This is a genomic window from Flavobacterium sp. C4GT6 (genome assembly GCF_036347315.1).
In the GTDB taxonomy this organism is placed as follows: domain Bacteria; phylum Bacteroidota; class Bacteroidia; order Flavobacteriales; family Flavobacteriaceae; genus Flavobacterium.
The window spans coordinates 115,017-133,025 of sequence record NZ_JAZGZU010000008.1 but is presented as its reverse complement, the minus strand read 5'-3'; the positions used below and the strand labels follow the sequence as shown (position 1 = coordinate 133,025).

Here is an 18,009-nt window from a genome sequence, read left to right as displayed (position 1 = left end):
TTTAGTCAATAATATTTATCCTGCAAGCGCAAAAATTAGTTTTTTAAAAGTTAAAAAGTAGATTTTTTATCTATATTTGTATTTATCCAAACTAAAAAACCAAAAAACATTGCTAAACGTTACAAACCTAATTGAATCATGAAACTAAACTGTGTTGTTGTTGACGATAGCACAATTCATAGGATCACGATTGCCAAGCTCGTAAATGACCACCCGGATCTTAACCTGTTAGGTGATTTCTCTAATGCGTCGGAAACACGGAATTGTATCCTAACCAAGCCTGTTGACGTTTTGTTCCTGGACATTGAAATGCCGGTACAAAGCGGGTTTGACTTGCTGGACGGACTTAAAAAAAGACCACAAATTATTGTGGTATCCTCCAAGTCAGACTATGCTCTTAAGGCTTTTGAATATGCAGCTATCGATTATTTGCATAAACCCATAACTAAAGACCGTTTTAACAAGGCCGTTCAAAAAGCACTCGACCTGCAAAGCCTTAAAAAGGAAAATACGGAAGACGATGGTGAGTTTATCTTTATTAAAAGTAACCTTAAAAACTTCAAGATATTTATTTCCAAAATCAAATGGATTGAAGCTTATGGTGACTATGTGAAGATTATTACCGAAGAGGAAAACCACCTTGTACTCTCGACCATGAAATCTTTTGAAAGCGAACTTCCTGACGAAAAGTTTATGCGTGTACACAAGTCATTTATTATAAACATTGATCGCGTAGAACGATTTAACAGTAAATTTGCCGAAATAGGCCCTGTAAAAATACCACTAAGCAGGAACAAAAAAGAAGAACTGGCTAAAGCCCTTAACAAGGCTTCTTCTTAATAAGGATCTACGTTAACCGAAACCCTTATTGACTTATACTGAGGTATTGCGTCAAAACTGTCCAGGATTTTTACTATTGCTCTTTTGGTGCCCCCAATTGAATTACCCTGTGGCAATTTTATCATTATAGTACGTATGTACTCATTCCTTATTCTGCTAATAGCAGGCTCCTCGGGCCCCAATACCGGGATATTAAGGTTTTGCGATAATACATTATACAGCCACAACGCCCCATTTTTTAGTTTTTCATAATCCCTTTGCTTTAAGGTTAACCTTATTAACCTGTAAAACGGCGGATATTTAAAGTTATGCCTTTCATACACCTGCTCTTTATACATGGCAGGATAATCGTTATTAGTTACCTGCTGGATTATATTATGCAACGGGTTGTAAGTTTGTATAAGTACCTTACCCCTCACATCTTTACGTCCTGCCCTGCCGGCAACCTGTACCATCATTTGGTAAGCCCTTTCAAATGCACGGAAATCAGGCTGGTACAACATATTATCGGCATTTAGTATACCTACCAGACTCACATTATCAAAATGAAGCCCCTTTGCCAGCATTTGCGTACCTACCAGTATATCTATCTCCCTGTTTTTAAAGGCATCTATTATTTTTTCGTAACCAAATTTACCACGTGTAGTATCCTGATCCATTCGCCATACATTTTTTGTAGGGAATAAACCTTTCAGTTCCATTTCAATCTGCTCTGTACCGAAACCTTTAGTAGACAAATCGGTCGAATGACACTGATGGCAGTGTGTAGGGTTAGCAATATTATAGCCGCAATAATGACAGCGCAGTTGGTTTTTAAACTTATAATACGTTAAACTCACATCACACTGCGGGCATTGCGGTACGTGTCCGCAAGTCATACATTCTACCCAAGGAGAATACCCTCTCCTGTTCTGGAAAAGTATAACCTGCCTGCCCTCACTAAGTGCTTCGGCAATAGCCTCATTTAGGGTATCACTAAAATGACCCGTCATACGCTTGCGTTTGTACTTATCTTTTATATCAACCAAAACTATTTCGGGAGGCAATACCTTACCGTAACGCTCGGTTAACTGTACATAACCATACTTACCTCCTGTAGCATTGTAATAGGTTTCTATGCCCGGAGTAGCCGAACCCAGTAATACTTTAGCATCATACATACCTGCAAGCATGATGGCTGCATCCCGTGCATGATAGCGTGGAGCCGGATCCTGTTGCTTAAAGGTTTGCTCATGCTCCTCGTCTATCACAATAAGTCCTAAGTCATTAAACGGCAGAAATAAAGCCGACCTCGCCCCTATTATCACACGGGCTTTCTCTGAATCTTCAAGTACCTGTTGCCAGGTCTCTATACGTTCGTTATTGGAGTATTTGGAATGGAACATCGCTACCTGATTACCAAAGTAAGCTGTTAGCCTTACTACCAGCTGGGTTGTAAGTGCAATTTCGGGTAAGAGATACAGCACCTGCTTACCACTTTTTATAAACTCTTCAATAAGTTTAATATATATTTCGGTTTTACCACTGGAGGTTATACCATGCAGCAATGTTACCTGATAGGTATCAAAACTTTGTTTGACCGACTCAAAAGCTTTCTGCTGTTTATCGCTTAGCTGAAAACCCGAATTATCATCTTTCTCAAACTGAATACGGTCTTCCTCAAGGATGTACTCCTCAAAAACACCTTTATCAACCAGTGATTTTATTACTGCTACCGATGTGCCCGACTCCTCTGTAAACTGTTTTTTGCTTATCGGTTTTTTATTTCTTGCCTGCAACTGGAAGTAATACATTACCGCGTCCCTTTGCTTTTGGGAACGTGATAGCAACTCCATAAGTCCGCTTAACTTATCCTGCTGCAATAGTTCCTGTGGCATCCTGATATAGCGGATAGTTTTAGGCTTGTACTTTTCGTTTATTTCCTCCTGTAGCGAAATAGCATTTTTAGCTATAAGCTTATTGATTACCGGAAGTGTTGTTTTTTTATTAAGGATAGCCGACACCTCCTGCACCTTTAAAGCCGATTGTTTTTGGAGCGCTTCATACACCAGGTATTCGTCGTCAGAAAGTTGGGTATCGCTAACATCAAAATCCTTTTTAGAGGTAATAAGCGTTTCACTCTCCAATAAGAAACCACTTGGCATAGCCGACTTGTACACATCGCCTATGTTACACATGTAGTAAGATGCAATCCAGTCCCAGTGTTTTAGTTGGGTTTCGGTAACAATAGGAAAATCGTCAAGTATCTGGTGGATTTCTTTTGCCTGATATAACTGGGGCGGATTTTGATGCAGGTCGGTTACCAGTCCGGTATAAATCTTATTACGCCCAAACGGAACCGCCACACGCATCCCCTTTTTGATAAAACCATACTCAGCCTCGTTTATGGCGTAGGTAAAAGGTTTTGGCAGAGATAATGGTAAAATTACTTCTATAAAAAAGGGCATACAGGCTTATAATTAGATTTGAATACAAATATAAAACAACTGGGTATATATTAAGGCTTCCGGTATTGAGATTCCTCACTCTGCATCAGAAGAACAAATTCAGCTTCATTTACAGATGAAACAAAACATCATTAAATAAAAAACACTCCGTTATGGAGTGTTTTTTATTGTATTTGTTTTCAATATTATTTTACTCTGTGCCATGTTTGAGAACGGCCTATGAATGAAAATCCAAGATACCCTCTTACATCAAGCTTGTCTTCTCCGTCAAGCTTAATAGTACAGCTGTATGTTTTTCCTTTATTTGGATCTAGAATATCACCATCGGTATATTCGTCACCGTCTTTCTCTAATCCTTTTATTATTACAAGTCCAAGTATTGGCTTGTCTTTGTCTTCGCCTTTACACTTTGTACACTTGGCATCTTTTTTAGCCGGATTAAGTATTTCTACCACTTTACCGTAAACCTTACCGTCTTTTTCATAAATCTCAACGATAGATTTCGCTTCACCGGTTTCATCGTCAATGGTTTTCCACTTCCCGGTTACCTGAGCGCCAGCCGAAAATATTCCGGCAATAGCAACAAACAATACTGTTAAAAAGTACTTCTTCATAAAAAACACGTTTAATTTTTACTAAATATATAAATTTTTCCTTTTTAATTTATGAATTAACGCATTTAATTCGAATCCTAATAAAAGAATAAAACAGTTAATCCAAATATACAGCATAAGTACAAGAAGCGTACCAATTGCTCCATACAGTTGGTTGTACTGGGCAAACCTAACCACATAAATACCAAAAACATAAGAAGTTATAACAAACAGTATAGTAGTAAAAACCGAACCGTAACTAAAAAAAGCTGCCCCTTTGGTTTCTTTTGCGGCAAACTTAAACAGCATAGAAGTAATGGTTAGCACCATAAGCACCAGGAAGATATACTTACCTATTTCAAGATATATCACATCGTCACTTAAGAATCCCCTGCTTTTAAGCTGCGCTATAATTATCTGTAAGATAACTATTGCCGCTACAGTTACTAAAAGTATTGTAGAAAGCACAAGCGATAACCCTATAGCAAGGGCATACTGCCTGAAAAAGCTTCGCTTAATGGTAATATGCAGTGACGACTGGAATCCGCTTAGAATAGCATTCATTCCGTTTGACATAAGGAGTATAGCCAAGAGGATACCCGTAGAAAGTAGACTACTATAGCTATTTTGCATAATATCATCCAGTATGGACTCAACAGCACTATAGGTATTAGGTGGTACATTTTCTCTAACAAAATCCATAAAGTCGTCCCTAAAGCCCTCAATAGGAATTTGGGATATTAGGTTAAGAATAAAAAGAGCAAAAGGAAACAGCGACATAAAAAAGCTGAATGCAATAGCACCGGCACGGTAAGACACATCGCCTTTTACAATACCGGATATATAAAGCTCTGTAAGGTGATAAAGCGTTAATCCCTCTCCCCATGGCAGCTTGATACTTTTACCAAGCCTAACCAAATATTTAAGAACAGGGATGCGCTCCAGTTTATGTTCCAGTTCTAACGACATTAAAATGCTTTTAAACTAAGGTCCAGATTGTAAATTGAATGGGTTAATGCTCCCGATGATATATAGTTTACACCACAATCGGCATAATGACGCATAGTGTCTTCGTTTATACCTCCGGATGATTCGGTTTGACAATAGTTACCAATAACTTCTACCGCCTCACGCGTTTGTTTGTAGTCGAAATTATCCAGCAGTATACGGTGCACTCCCGGATTGGCTATTATTTCACGAACCTCATCAAGATCACGAGCCTCTACAATTATTTTCAGGTCAAGGTTATTCGCTTTTAAATACTCGTGCGTTTTGGTAATTGCCTGAGTGATTCCGCCAGCAAAGTCAATATGATTATCTTTTAGCATTACCATATCATACAGCGCAAAACGGTGGTTTTCCCCTCCGCCTATCTTTACTGCCCATTTTTCTATGGCGCGTATTCCTGGGGTGGTTTTACGGGTATCAAGTACCTTGGTTCCCGTGCCCTCCAGTATATCTACATACTTTTTGGTTTTGGTAGCAATGGCACTCATACGCTGCATAGCGTTAAGTACCAGTCTTTCGGCTTTTAGTATGGATTGAGAACTCCCCGAAACATGAAAAGCCACATCGCCATACTTTACTGCTGTACCGTCCTGTAAAAACACCTCTATTTCAAGGTTTGGGTCTACATAGGCAAATACCTGCTTAGCAAAGTCTACCCCTGCCAGTATACCGTTATCTTTTACCAGTAGTTTAGCACGCCCTGTAGCCGTTGCCGGGATACAGGCAAGCGAGCTGTGGTCGCCGTCACCTACATCTTCCCTAATGGCATTGGTAATAATTATATCGAGTTCTTTTTGAAATTGAATATCCGAAATCATGTGTATTTATTATAGTATTGCTAAAGTAGTGGTTTTTTTCGGGAAATGGAAAGGAATGTTTGCAGTGGTAACGTAAGGGTAATTTTCTATATTTGTTTCCAAAACCTTACCGTATGCAGGACTTACTAACAGAGGATGAATTTATCACAGTTAAACAACCAACACTTTGGCAACAATATAAAGTCTTCTATATAATTACATTAGTAATATCTTTTTTTGGCTTTATAATACAAATCCTTAATAACTTAACCCAAAAACAATTTTCAGGTACAGGTTTAGCATTAGCTTTAATGATGTTTTGGATTATCGTTGTAATCTTTACTTTTTCATACAAAAGCCATTTTAAAATTAATTACAAGCGCTACCTAAAAGTACTAATGCATTTATCATTGTATTTATCCATATCTCAAGTAGTGTTTAAATTAATAGCAGATATTTCTACAAAAACCTTTGAAAACAGCTACCAAATTGGAGAACTTATAGGTCAAATTATCGTAACACCTGTACTGATACACTTAACCGTTATCATTATCTCTTTAGTTTTATTTCCTGTTTTACTATTAATTAGAAAAATAAACCAATAAATGCAAAACCTACTTAACGAGCAAGACTTTGTAAAGCCCGTAAAATACAACCCGTGGAAATGGTTTATTACCTGCTATGGAGCTTTATTTATTTTAATAGGACTTGTAACAGGCATGGTAAATTTTATTCCTTACAGGACTACGACAATTACCATTACAGCAATGATTGTACTTATTACGACCTCTCCTTTTATAATGGTTTTTGGTAAAAAGAAAACTATTTACCATACTGATTACCCTACGCTAATTACCGCCGTAGCATTAATGGCTTTTAACTCCTGGTTTTTTACGGTATTGCATCTCAGGATTGGAGAAGCTATTAAGCTAAACGATTTTTCTCTACTCCTGCCGGGATACTTTTTTAAAGGTTTAGATTTTACAGGGTTATTAGTTTTAATGGCTTATGGAGTAGTGTCATTCATTATTATTTTCTTTATTGTAAGACACAAACGTAAAAAGGCATTAAAAACTGAATTGTAAAACATGGAAGATTTAATTAATGAAAAAGACTTTATAAAAGCTCCCGAACCCAGCTTATGGAATCGATATAAGACTTTCAACATAATAGCTGCCTCATTACCTTTTGTAGGTATTATAATTGAATATGTTTTATATGAAGCCTCAAATGTGAACCTCTCCAGTTATTGGTCGGTTTTACTGTTTATCTTATTGCCGTTTGTTGCGATTTTTTCAAAAAAATACAGTTTAAAACTCTCTTACCCTAAACTGTTGCATGTACTCACTAACTTAGCTATTTGCTTTTATGTGCCGTTTATAATTTTAAAAATAATAAGTTATTATTTGGGTAGCGATTCGTTTATTGGGGTTATAGTAGCTCTTTTATCTGAAATAATTATAAATGTACTGCTTATACAGTTTATTGCATTTTTTGATTCGTTAATACTTCATTTAATTATAGCTTTTATAAACACTGTAAACAAATCAAAAAACTAAACTTTTTATGAACGATTTAATTAACGAAGAGGAATTTATAAAACCTATAAAATACAACCCATGGAAATGGTTTCTGCTATTTTATGGGGTTGTTATTGGGTATTTGATTTGTAAGTTTTTGTTTAAAGCAATACTAAAGGAAAACAGTACCTATGTATATCCGCTTTTCGCAATAACAGATTTTGCCCTGCCTTTTGTAATGATATTTACAAAAAAGGAAAACATGCATTTACCCTACAAAAACATTATAGTAACGGTAACAGGTGTCTATGTAATATATCTGTTAGTACAGCTTATACAAATTTACTTAAGTATTACCAACCCGTTAATCCCTAAAGACCTGTATTATTACATGGCAAAAAACTGTGTTATTAATCAATCCATTTTATTAGGAATAACTCTTATTATTATTACACCTATTATCATATTTAAACGAAGAAAAAACTCAACTTAAAAGTTTTCTCATCTAAATAACAGCTTCCTTTTAACTTTGTATCTTTGCCGTTTTAAGCTATACCCTATGAACATAAAGTTGCTCGCTATAGGCAAAACCGATAACAAATCCCTGCAAACACTTATAGACGATTACACTAAGAGGTTATCGTTTTATGTAAAGTTTGATTTGGAAATTATCCCCGATATTAAAAACGTAAAAAACCTTAGCGAGGCACAGCAAAAAGAAAAAGAGGGCGAACTTATACTTTCCAAACTTTCGGCTACCGACCAGCTTATATTACTGGACGAAAACGGAAAGACCTTTACCAGTATGAAGTTTGCCGACGAACTGCAAAAGAAAATGAATTCGGGCGTTAAGACTTTAGTGTATGTTATTGGCGGACCTTATGGTTTTTCAGATGCCATTTACAGTAAGGCTCAGGGTAAGGTATCATTATCGTCCATGACCTTTAGCCACCAAATGGTACGCCTTTTCTTTATAGAACAACTCTACCGAGGCTTTACTATTTTAAGGAATGAACCTTATCATCATCAATAGGTTATGGGTTATTTGTTTCGGGTTACGCGTAAACTAGGAACTCGAAACCTGTAACTGTGAATACATCTTAACCACCTCCACTGCTTCTTTCACATCATGTACCCTTAAAATATTAGCACCTCTGGTTAGTGCAACCATGTTTAGTGCGGTAGTTCCGTTTAAGGCTTCCTGCGGAGTAATACCCAGTAGTTTGTATATCATGGACTTTCGCGATAGTCCTGCCAGTATAGGCAATTCGGTCATTTTAAACAGTTCCATCTTGTTAAGTACCTCATAGTTTTGCTGTAATGTTTTGGCAAAACCAAATCCAGGATCTATCACTATATCATCAATACCATAACTACGGGCTTCGGCTATCTTTTGGGAAAAATACAGTAGCATTTCCTTTATAATATCATCATAGTCGGTTAACTTAACCATATCCTGCGGAGTACCGCGCATGTGCATCATAATGTAAGGTACTTTAAGTTCGCCCACCGTTTGCAGCATTTTATCGTCAAGGTTACCGGCAGCAATATCGTTTACAATAGCAGCACCGGCCTCAACAGCCGCTTTGGCAACCTTAGCTCTGAAAGTATCTACCGAGATTATCGCCTCCGGAAAATGCTTTAAAACCATCTCTACAGCCGGCACCATACGTGCCAGTTCTTCCTCCTCACTTACAAACTCGGCATTAGGCTTAGTAGAATATGCACCTATATCAATAAAATCGGCACCTTCACTAAAAATACGGGCAGCCTGTCGGGTAAACTCGGCTTCGGCCTTATACTTCCCTCCGTCAAAAAACGAATCAGGGGTACAGTTTAAAATCCCCATAACTTTGGGTTGTGTCAAATCTATTAGCCTGCCTTTGCAATTGATGGTCATATTTACATGGTATTATTAAAAAAGCGCCTTTGGGAGTTGGGGGCTTTTTAGTACATTTGAAAAAATTTCAAGCAAATATACACCGAAATGAGGAATACTTCTCAGGAATACGACAACGTAATTGCCCACTGCAGGCAACTGTACATAAACAAAATGAAGGATTATGGCAGCGCATGGCGCATTTTACGCCTGCCTTCACTTACCGATCAGATTTTTATTAAGGCACAGCGTATAAGAAGCCTTCAGGAGAATGAAACCCGTAAGATAAACGAAGGTGAAGCGTCTGAATTTATTGGGATTATAAACTATTCCATAATGGCACTTATTCAAATTGACCTTGGTATTGCCGAGCAGCCCGATCTTGATGTGGATGCAGCTACCAGGTTATATGACGAAAAAGTAGCTCTTACCAAGGAACTGATGGAAGCCAAAAACCATGACTATGGTGAGGCGTGGCGTGATATGAGAGTAAGCTCACTAACCGACCTTATTTTACAAAAGATACTTCGTGTAAAGCAAATTGAAGACAATAAAGGAAAAACGTTAGTATCTGAAGGGATAGATGCCAATTATCAGGATATGATAAACTATTCGGTTTTTGCCCTAATTCACATGAAAGCACACCAATAACAACTCATTAACAAATAGAAGGAACATATCTTTTATTTTTGAGAAAAACTATACCATACTATCATGAAAATACTTACACACATTTGCAGGGTACTCGTAGGAGTATTATTTATCATATCGGGACTTATTAAGTTAAACGATCCTATGGGGTTCTCCTTTAAACTGGAAGAATACTTTGGTGCCGGTGTACTTAACATGGAATTCCTTATTCCGTTTGCTCTTGCCATTGCTGTGTTTGTCGTGATATTTGAAGTGCTTTTAGGCGTAATGTTATTGGTAGGTTTTAAATCACGATTTACCACGTGGAGCCTACTGCTCATGATAGTGTTTTTTACCTTCCTTACCTTCTATTCTGCTTACTTTAATAAAGTGACCGACTGTGGGTGTTTTGGCGATGCATTAAAGCTTACCCCTTGGCAATCGTTCACTAAAGATGTGGTATTACTCTTACTGATAATAGTACTGTTTTTCAATAAGAACCTTATAAAGCCTATAACTAAGTCTGAAGTAATCAATACTGTAGTGCTTGCCAGTTTTGTATTTTGCGGATGGTTTGGTTACTATGTACTTAACCACCTGCCTGTAAAAGATTTCAGGGCTTATAAAGTAGGAACCAACATACAAAAGGGTATGGAAGTACCTGAAGGTGCCCCTAAGTCGGAATACGAAATGGTATTTGTTTATAAAGTAAACGGTGTTGATACCGAGTACACCGATAAAGAACTGGATAAAATTCCTGGTGATGCCGAGTTTGTAGACCGTATGGATAAACTTGTAAAAGAAGGTTATGTTCCGCCAATTCACGATTTCTCTCTTGAAAGAGACGGTGTAGATCACACTGCTGAGTTACTGGAAGATCCTAAAGTAATTATGATTATTTCATACAACCTTGATAAAGCAAGTGCCGACGGACTTGCAAAGCTGAATGACTTTGCTAAAAAAGCAGGTGAAAGAGGTTATAAAGTGGTAGGTGCAACAGCATCTGACGAAACAGTTATTGCTGACAAAACAGCTAACTATAACCTTAATTTCGATTATATGTTTTGTGATGCCACTGCTCTTAAAACCATTATCAGGGCTAATCCGGGTATAGTGGTACTAAACTATGGTACTATAGTGCAAAAAGCACACTGGAATGATATTGACGAAGTTTCACTACCATAATACCACAATACTATGTCAAACCCCAGACAACCTGGCAGATTGAAGCCCTATATAGCTTTGGTCATCATTTACTTTACAGGCTTTATACTAACCCGTAAAGGGTCAACCGATACTACTATAGGTATCGTCATGTTGATTATAGGGTGGCTATTGCTAATACTGTCTATAGTGTTTGGCGTAATTTTTATTTACCATATTTTTAAAGACGCTTTTAATAAAAAGAAATAAAGTTTGAGATGAAAATCTTTAAATCATATTTAAGCTTTTTACCAATGTGCCTTGGCTTGTATCATGTGTTTATAGCAAAACATGATTTAAGTACTTACAATGGGGTATTTATGGTAATAATAGGACTGTTCCTTACAATAAATTACGGATATAATTTTTCAAAATGGCTTTACTCAAAACTTTTCCCAATAATTAACAAAAATAATTGATAAGGTACCTTCTATATAAAACAGGATATGCGCTGTTAACCCTTTTTGGGGTTGTTACAGTGATATTCTTTTTGTTTACGGTATTACCCGGTGATCCGGCCCGCATGATGCTTGATCAAAACGAAAACAGTGAGCAGCTTGCCATTATCAAAAAGAAGTACGGGTTTGACCAGCCTGTTTCAATACAGTACCTGTACTATTTAAACGACCTGTCTATACTCTCATTTCACAGTACAAACCCAGACGATTATACTTACCTAACAGAAGGCAAATATAATGCTGCCAAACTGTTTACCATAGGTAACACTACTACTGTACTTAAAACACCCTACCTAAGGGAAAGTTTCCAGAAAAACGGCAAAAAAGTAACTCAGGTAATAGGAGATACATTGCCTAATACTGTAGTGCTGGCAACATCTGCCATTATTATTGCTATAATAATAGGGATTATACTGGGCATACTTTCTGCCCTTTATAAAGACACATGGATAGACAGACTTATTGCGCTTGTAAGTACACTGGGTATGAGTGTGCCTTCTTTCTTTGCTGCCATATTATTTGCCTGGGTATTTGGTTTCCTGTTACACAAATACACCCATTTAGACATGACAGGCAGCCTTTATGAGGTAGATGACTTTGGCGAAGGTAAATACATAAAATGGAAAAACCTTATTCTTCCTGCCATAGTGTTGGGTATACGTCCGCTTGCTGTAGTAATACAGCTTATGCGAAACTCACTGCTTGAAGTCTTCGGTCAGGATTATATTCGTACGGCAAGAGCAAAAGGATTAAGTGAAATACGTATTATAAGGAAACACGCTCTTAAAAATGCGCTTAACCCAGTAGTTACAGCCATTTCAGGATGGTTTGCCTCCATGCTTGCCGGAGCCGTTTTTGTGGAGTACATTTTCGGATGGAACGGATTGGGCAAAGAGGTTGTCGAAGCCTTAAACACGCTCGATCTTCCTGTTATAATGGGATCGGTACTGGTAATTGCAGCTACTTTTGTTGTTATCAATATCCTTGTCGATATTATTTATGCCTACCTTGATCCAAGAATACGATTAAGTTAAGGCTAACTCCCTTTTTACGAAAACGATATAATAGTTTTTCCTGCTTAAATCCTACCAAATATTTCATTTTTAAACGATATTTGTTCGTTCAGTTATTGTAAATTTGTTACTCTTAACAATAAAAAAATGAAAAAACTACTGATATTACCAGTGCTTTTGTTCGGAGTTTTTTCATGTGCGCAAAATACACCTACAAGCTTTAGTGAGCAGGCATTAAGCGACAACATGAAATCGACCGACGGTACAAAAGTTACCTTTAAGCAGATACTGGAAAAACATAAAGGAAAAACCATAGTAATAGACATTTGGGCATCATGGTGCCCTGACTGTATTAAGGGAATGCCAAAGGTACACGACCTGCAAAAGCAGTTCTCCGATGTTACTTACCTTTTCCTATCATACGACAGAACCGAGGAAGCATGGCTAAAAGGCATTGAAAAATACAATGTACAGGGAGACAACTACCTTATTGGTTCAAAATGGAAAGGCGGCGCTTTTAGCGAATCAGTTAAACTGGACTGGATTCCGCGTTACATGGTGGTAGACAAAAAAGGAAACATAGCTCTTTTCAGAGCTATTGAAGCCGATGACGAAAAACTTATATCGATATTAAAACAACTGAAATAATGAGAAAAAAAATAGTTGCAGGTAACTGGAAAATGAATAATGACAGCCAGCAGACCCAAGCTTTGCTAAGCGACATTTTAAACAAAAGACCACAAGATACAGCTACTAAAATTGTAGTAGCGCCAACATTTGTAAACCTACAAAGTGCTGTAATACAAACTAAAGGCAGCAATGTAATTGTAGCGGCACAAAATATGCACCAGGCAGAAAGCGGTGCCTTTACAGGCGAGATTTCTGTAGGGATGCTAAAAGGTATTGATGTTAATACTGTTATTTTAGGTCACTCTGAAAGAAGAGCTTACTTTGGTGAAACCAACAGTATATTAGCCGAAAAAGTAAACACAGCTTTAAAACACAACCTTACTATCATTTTTTGTTTTGGTGAAGAACTTGCCGACAGACAAAGCGGAAACCATTTTAACGTGGTTGAAAGCCAGTTAAGAGAAGGTTTATTCCATATTGGTGAAAGCCAGTGGACCAATGTTGTATTGGCTTATGAGCCGGTATGGGCAATTGGTACAGGTGAAACTGCTTCTCCGGAACAGGCACAGGAAATGCACAACTTCATCAGAACGCTTATTAAAGAAAACGTAAGTGCTGATGTATCTGAAAACACTTCTATCCTTTACGGCGGAAGCGTTAAGCCTGACAATGCTCAGGAGATTTTTTCTAAGCCTGATGTTGACGGCGGACTTATAGGTGGTGCTGCGCTTAAAGCTGATGACTTCCTTGCTATAGTAAACGCTATCTAATTATAATAAATATATTTGAAAAGCGGTAACAATTGTTACCGCTTTTTTATTAAAAACGACTATCAAAACACTACCAGTTAACTTTTACATTACCTTGTTTACATAAAATTTACCATTTATAAACACTACAACGATATAACTTAATGTTAGGTTGTTCCGTAATTAATGGTAAAGTAAAAACTGACATAGATTTTTGCACGTGATAACAAACCACCAGAAAAAAATCGTATGTCTAAAAATTACTTTTCAAAACTTATGCTGCTATTAGGGTTTTCTCTGATATCTCAATTATCAGGAGCACAAACCCTTATACATTACTGGAACTTCAACGACAACGCGTCTGAAGCTGCCATCACAGCCCCATCCCTGTCATACGTTACAGGAGCATCGATAACTTCATTTGCAGGAACCGAAAGTATAATTGACTACTCAGGAGGTACAGGACAAAATTTTGATGTACAAAACCTAAACGCACAAAACGGCGATGTTGCCGGTTCTCACCTTCGTTTTAACGATCCTATAGGCGGCGCTCTTGAATTTGCCCTGCCAACTACAGGTTTTGAAGATATAATGGTAAAGTTTGCTACCCGCCGTTCGGGTTCGGGAGCAGGTACACAAAACTGGTACTACTCTACAGATGGTACTACCTTTACCCTACTTACCACAGTAGCTCCTAATAACGGTGACCCGGCATTAGCTACATTAGACCTTACAACTATCACTGCTGCTAACGACAATGCTAACTTCAAACTTAAAGTAGAGTTTGAACAGGGCGACGGTGGTACTGGTGGTAACAACCGTTTTGATAACTTTACTACGGAAGGTAATGTAGTAGGCGGCGGAGACCCAATTGCTCCGGTTGCTACAATTACTCCGGCTAACGATGCAGTAAACATAACTGTAGCTAGCCTGCCTACCATTTCATTTAACGAAGATGTAAGGCTAGCTGATAATACAGCTATAACAAACACCAATATTGATGCTGTTGTGGAACTTAGGTTAAACAACGAGTCTGGAACAGCAGTTCCGTTTGATGCTACCTTTACCGATAACACCATCACCATCACTCCTGCTGTTGCATTATTAAACAGTCAGCAGTACTATGTTGCTCTTCTTGCCAATACTATTGAAGATATGAGCGACAATGTCATAACCGAAGCACAGTCTTCTACTTTCACAACCATGTCACTACAAACAGAGTTCACTGCCGGAGATATGGCTTTTGTAGCCTACAGGATGAATGCCAGTGGTGCAGAGGATGAAGTAGCCATTATGACTTTTGTAGATATCTCAGCGGGTACATTTATCACCCTTACCGATTCTAAATATACAACTAACGCACAGCCACAATGTACCGATGGTCTTGTATGGACAGCTACAAGCTGTGTCCCTGCAGGTTCGGTTATAACCATACAAACTTCTGCTCTTGTTAGCAGTACAGGTACAGTAACAGGTGGTGATTTCGGACTAAGCTCAGGCGGTGACCAGGTAATTGTTTATGCCGGTACTGCAGAAACTCCAAACTACATTACAGCCATGTCGTCTAACCAATGGCTTACAGAAAATACAAGCTGTGGCGGTAGCAACTCTATGCTTCCTGACGGTTTAGCAGACGGCACAAGCGCTGTTAACCTAAGCACTGCACCGGGTAATGATAACGGTAATACTGCAAATGCTTACTATAACGGTACTCAGGAAGGTACTCCTGCCGAACTTAAAGCTGCCATACTTAACCCTGCAAACTGGGTAGCTGCTGCTGCCGGAACAGATGCTCAGGAATGGCCAACATGGAGCTTCCCTAGCTCGCCAACAGTTCAAAATGTAACTGTGGTAAACGCAACAACTATAGAGCTTACATTCAATCATGAGCTTAATGCTACAAGTGCTGCATTAATAACAAACTATACAGGTATTAGCGGACTTACAACTGCTGTTGCAAACGGTAACATGGTAACGCTTACTTATGCTACTGCTTTTGAAACCGGTATGGAATATACTCTTATGGTTAACGGTATTACCGATGAGAATGATGTGGTAATGGCATGTGAGTATACTTACACCTTTACATACAATACTCTTATATCTTTTGATGAGATATTTATAGTAGTAAACGAAGATGCAGGTACACTTGACCTTGTACTTAATCTTGAAGGTCCTGCTGCTGCTTCGGTTGACTTAGTGGTTAAAGCGGCTCCGTTTAGCACTGCCGATGAGAACGATTTTACCTTTACTACACAAACACTAAACTTTACAGGTGCCAGTAATCTTACTCAGGTAATATCAATCGCTATTACAGATGACAGTATTGAAGAACAGGCTGCCGAGTATTTTGTACTTAGCCTTGAAAACCCAGTGGGAGTAGAAATTACAGGAGATACTTTTGCTACTATCTACATTAAAGATAACGACAGAATGGCTCTGGTGCCTAACCATAGCATTGAGCTTGACTATATAGGAAGTTTTGACCCTTCGGGAACAAACGAAAGCACCTGCGAAATTGTAGTACACGACCCTGAAACACAAAGGTTATTCACTACAAGTGCTGTTGCAGGTTTTGTTGACATTGTAGATTTTTCAGATCCTACTACTCCATCGGTAATATCATCAATAGATATGAATACTTATGGCGGAGTAACCAGCGTAGCAGTACACAATGGTATTGTAGCCGTAGCTTCTCCAAATGCTGAAGAGCACCTTGATGGTAGCGTAGTATTTTTTGATACCGATGGTACCTTTATCACTCAGGTAACTGTAGGGGCGCTACCGGACAATATTTCTTTCACACCAGACGGTACCAAAGTACTTACGGCAAATGAAGGTCAGCCAAAGAGTGATTACTCTGTAGACCCGGAAGGTTCGGTAAGTGTTATTGACATCTCTGGCGGAGTTGAGTCGGTTTCACAAACTGATGTAACTACTCTTTACTTTACTGATTACAACGCTCAGGAAGCTGAACTTTTAGCAACAGGTGTTAGAAAAGTATATGCAGGCAGCACATTATCTCAGGATCTTGAACCGGAATATATCACATTAAGCGCTGATTCTCAAAAAGCTTGGGTTTCCCTACAGGAAAACAATGCGATTGCAGAAATCGATCTTGTTAATATTGCTGTAGCAGATATTTGGTCACTGGGTACTAAAGATCTTAGCATCCCTGGTAACGGTTTTGATATTTCAGACAATAACGATGAGATACTTATTGCCAACTGGCCAATACAGGCATACTACATTCCTGATGCCATTGCAAACTATAATGTAAACGGTGTAAACTACATTATTACCGCAAACGAAGGTGACGAAAAAGAGTACGACAACTTTGAGGAAAGAACAACAATAGGCAACAACGGTTACAATCTTGATGCTACTGCATACCCACAGGCAGAAATGCTTAAAAAGAGCTTTAACGCGGGGCGTATGAGAGTAACTAATGTAAACGGCAACCTTGATGAGGATACAGAATTCGAACAGATATACTGCCTTGGTGCACGTTCGTTCTCAATATTCAATGCAGACACTAAAGCGATTGTTTATGATAGTGGTGATGACTTTGAAATGTATACTTCTACAGATGCTTCTATAAGTGCCCTGTTTAACTCAGACAGTGAAGAAAACGAACTTAAAGGAAGAAGCCGCGCTAAAGGTCCGGAGCCGGAAGGTGTAACTGTTGCACAAATTCAGGACAGAACATTTGCCTTTATAGGTTTAGAGCGTATAGGTGGAGTTATGGTTTATGATGTAACCGATCCTAACGATGTAAAATTTACAGATTACAAAAACAGCCGTAGCCTTACAGCTTATGAAGGTGATCATGGTCCTGAAGGTATCACTTACATTAGTGAAGCTAATAGCCCTGACGGAAAAGGTTATGTGATTATTGCTAATGAGATAAGTGGTACATTAAGCATATATGAGGTGAATACTGAAGCTCTAGGAACAGGTGATTTGACTTTAGCACCAAAAACCTTTGTGGTATTCCCTAACCCGGTTGCCGACGGTACAGCTTACTTTAACCGTGCTGCCGATATTGAGGTGTATGACCTTAACGGAAAACTGATACATTCTGCCAAACAGGCATTAAAGATAGATACAACAAAAATGACTTCGGGTATATATATCGTGAAAACATCCGAAGGCATTGTAAAGAAACTGGTAGTTAAGTAGTTTTAAGTAGCAGTTAAGTAGTTTCGTGTTTTTTTTCAAAAAAAATCCTGCCGGTGGGCA

General features: G+C 38.2%; 17 protein-coding genes. 12 read left to right on the top strand and 5 right to left on the bottom strand.

The window, feature by feature from the left end; all coding sequences use genetic code 11:
- The first annotated feature begins 138 nt into the window (after positions 1-138).
- On the top strand, positions 139-840 hold the full coding sequence (locus V3Z67_RS11300) for a LytR/AlgR family response regulator transcription factor (protein ID WP_330443411.1): 702 nt from the start codon (positions 139-141) through the stop codon (positions 838-840).
- On the opposite strand, the gene priA is transcribed toward V3Z67_RS11300, so the two are convergent.
- The 4 genes from priA to nadC form a co-directional block, all read right to left on the bottom strand.
- Positions 837-3,287: a replication restart helicase PriA gene (gene priA, locus V3Z67_RS11295; protein WP_330443410.1), complete on the bottom strand. Its 2,451-nt coding sequence runs from the start codon at positions 3,285-3,287 to the stop codon at positions 837-839. The genes V3Z67_RS11300 and priA overlap by 4 nt on opposite strands.
- Before the next feature lie 185 nt (positions 3,288-3,472).
- The gene (locus V3Z67_RS11290; protein ID WP_330443409.1) at positions 3,473-3,901 is read right to left on the bottom strand and encodes a DUF2147 domain-containing protein; all 429 of its coding nucleotides are present in this window, start codon (positions 3,899-3,901) and stop codon (positions 3,473-3,475) included.
- A 21-nt stretch (positions 3,902-3,922) separates the two neighbouring features.
- Complete coding sequence (locus V3Z67_RS11285) at positions 3,923-4,849, bottom strand: YihY/virulence factor BrkB family protein (RefSeq protein WP_330443408.1); 927 nt, start codon at positions 4,847-4,849, stop codon at positions 3,923-3,925.
- Positions 4,849-5,706, bottom strand: coding sequence for a carboxylating nicotinate-nucleotide diphosphorylase (gene nadC, locus V3Z67_RS11280; protein ID WP_330443407.1), 858 nt, complete (start codon positions 5,704-5,706; stop codon positions 4,849-4,851). Before nadC ends, V3Z67_RS11285 begins: the two co-directional genes overlap by 1 nt.
- Before the next feature lie 113 nt (positions 5,707-5,819).
- Between nadC and V3Z67_RS11275 the strand changes: the two genes are divergently transcribed.
- From V3Z67_RS11275 to rlmH, 5 genes are all read left to right on the top strand, one after another.
- On the top strand, positions 5,820-6,290 hold the full coding sequence (locus V3Z67_RS11275; protein ID WP_330443406.1) for a hypothetical protein: 471 nt from the start codon (positions 5,820-5,822) through the stop codon (positions 6,288-6,290).
- Positions 6,291-6,770 carry a hypothetical protein gene (locus tag V3Z67_RS11270; RefSeq protein ID WP_330443405.1) on the top strand — a complete coding sequence of 160 codons (480 nt, stop codon included), beginning with the start codon at positions 6,291-6,293 and terminating at the stop codon, positions 6,768-6,770. It abuts the gene before it with no gap.
- A 3-nt stretch (positions 6,771-6,773) separates the two neighbouring features.
- Positions 6,774-7,244: a hypothetical protein gene (locus tag V3Z67_RS11265; RefSeq protein ID WP_330443404.1), complete on the top strand. Its 471-nt coding sequence runs from the start codon at positions 6,774-6,776 to the stop codon at positions 7,242-7,244.
- A gap of 7 nt (positions 7,245-7,251) precedes the next feature.
- Positions 7,252-7,698, top strand: coding sequence for a hypothetical protein (locus tag V3Z67_RS11260; RefSeq protein WP_330443403.1), 447 nt, complete (start codon positions 7,252-7,254; stop codon positions 7,696-7,698).
- 66 nt (positions 7,699-7,764) lie between these two features.
- Entirely contained in the window at positions 7,765-8,238 is a 474-nt protein-coding gene (rlmH, locus tag V3Z67_RS11255) for a 23S rRNA (pseudouridine(1915)-N(3))-methyltransferase RlmH (RefSeq protein ID WP_330443402.1), read from the top strand.
- A 33-nt stretch (positions 8,239-8,271) separates the two neighbouring features.
- Here rlmH and folP read toward each other — a convergent pair whose 3' ends face one another.
- Positions 8,272-9,105, bottom strand: coding sequence for a dihydropteroate synthase (folP, locus tag V3Z67_RS11250; protein WP_330443401.1), 834 nt, complete (start codon positions 9,103-9,105; stop codon positions 8,272-8,274).
- 87 nt (positions 9,106-9,192) lie between these two features.
- Between folP and V3Z67_RS11245 the strand changes: the two genes are divergently transcribed.
- From V3Z67_RS11245 to V3Z67_RS11220, 6 genes are all read left to right on the top strand, one after another.
- A complete protein-coding gene (locus V3Z67_RS11245) occupies positions 9,193-9,735 on the top strand; it encodes a DUF1599 domain-containing protein (protein ID WP_330443400.1) in 543 nt (180 codons plus the stop codon).
- Positions 9,736-9,798: 63 nt separating this feature from the next.
- Positions 9,799-10,899: a BT_3928 family protein gene (locus tag V3Z67_RS11240; RefSeq protein ID WP_330443399.1), complete on the top strand. Its 1,101-nt coding sequence runs from the start codon at positions 9,799-9,801 to the stop codon at positions 10,897-10,899.
- A 433-nt stretch (positions 10,900-11,332) separates the two neighbouring features.
- Positions 11,333-12,409 carry an ABC transporter permease gene (locus V3Z67_RS11235; protein WP_330443398.1) on the top strand — a complete coding sequence of 359 codons (1,077 nt, stop codon included), beginning with the start codon at positions 11,333-11,335 and terminating at the stop codon, positions 12,407-12,409.
- Between the two features lie 126 nt (positions 12,410-12,535).
- Positions 12,536-13,036: a TlpA family protein disulfide reductase gene (locus V3Z67_RS11230; protein ID WP_330443397.1), complete on the top strand. Its 501-nt coding sequence runs from the start codon at positions 12,536-12,538 to the stop codon at positions 13,034-13,036.
- Positions 13,036-13,788 carry a triose-phosphate isomerase gene (gene tpiA, locus V3Z67_RS11225; RefSeq protein WP_330443396.1) on the top strand — a complete coding sequence of 251 codons (753 nt, stop codon included), beginning with the start codon at positions 13,036-13,038 and terminating at the stop codon, positions 13,786-13,788. Before V3Z67_RS11230 ends, tpiA begins: the two co-directional genes overlap by 1 nt.
- A gap of 228 nt (positions 13,789-14,016) precedes the next feature.
- Positions 14,017-17,949: a choice-of-anchor I family protein gene (locus tag V3Z67_RS11220; protein WP_330443395.1), complete on the top strand. Its 3,933-nt coding sequence runs from the start codon at positions 14,017-14,019 to the stop codon at positions 17,947-17,949.
- Positions 17,950-18,009 lie beyond the last annotated feature (60 nt).